Below are 839 nucleotides of genomic sequence, written 5' to 3' on the forward strand. Positions count from 1 at the left end.
GCCTTCTAAGCTGTGGGTCGTTGGTTCGAATCCAACAGGGCGCGCCATTTTTCAATGACTTAGCCTTCAAAAAAAGTTTGCACGATTGGCATGTGGTTTGCAGATGGTTTGCGCATGCATCATGGGTCATCCCAGACGTCCGCGTGTTGCTGCAATCGAGACGACCTTGCTGATCTTGCGGTCCTGGTGCCGCTCCCACAGTTGCATGCCAGCGATCGCGACCTCGGTGCGGCGGGGCAGGTACGTGTCGATGATTCTCTGGCAGTAGTCGATGCCGTGACCGCTGATGGAGGCGATCTGGGGTGTCGTGGCCCCCGCCTCGGCCAGGCGCACGATCCCGGTGCGGCGCAGGTCACGGCGCTGGCGATGATTTTCCTGAAGGTGGGCGCGGACTTCGTCCTTCGTCAGGCCCTCTTTGAACAACTGCTTCGCCGTGCTGAACGCCATCTGTCGCACGACCTGGTCCCACGCACGGCTGAAATTGCGTCGGGCCCAGGGCCGGCCCGTCGGGCTTGGCACCTGCAGTCGGGGGGCAGGGCTGCCTGTCCGGGTGACCCTCCTGCCGGTCCTGCCTGCCGTTTCCTGCTCGATCTGTCGCATCCGTTCACGAATGCGACTCGCCAGCCTTTCATGGATGGGAACATCCAGCAGCGTGCCCGTCTTGGACTGGCGCAGGGCAATGAACAGGCGCCCATTGCGTTCCGAAATCAGCGACGCATCCATGGACAGCACGTCGCTCGGTCGCTGAACGGTATAGAGCAGGAGCATGTAAGCCAACTGGAGTGTCGGCCGGGCGCGCTCTACAAACGCGTCCTCCATTTCATAGCTCCAGATCTGTA

1 protein-coding gene is annotated in these 839 nt (G+C 61.4%); it reads right to left on the reverse strand.

The window, feature by feature from the left end; genetic code table 11:
• Positions 1-126: 126 nt before the first annotated feature.
• Positions 127-839: tyrosine-type recombinase/integrase (locus tag B7G66_RS14490; RefSeq protein ID WP_206778205.1), on the reverse strand; the 713-nt coding region annotated here is incomplete at its 5' end.

Origin of the sequence: Novacetimonas hansenii JCM 7643 (assembly GCF_000964405.1) — a bacterium.
Classification (GTDB): domain Bacteria; phylum Pseudomonadota; class Alphaproteobacteria; order Acetobacterales; family Acetobacteraceae; genus Novacetimonas; species Novacetimonas hansenii.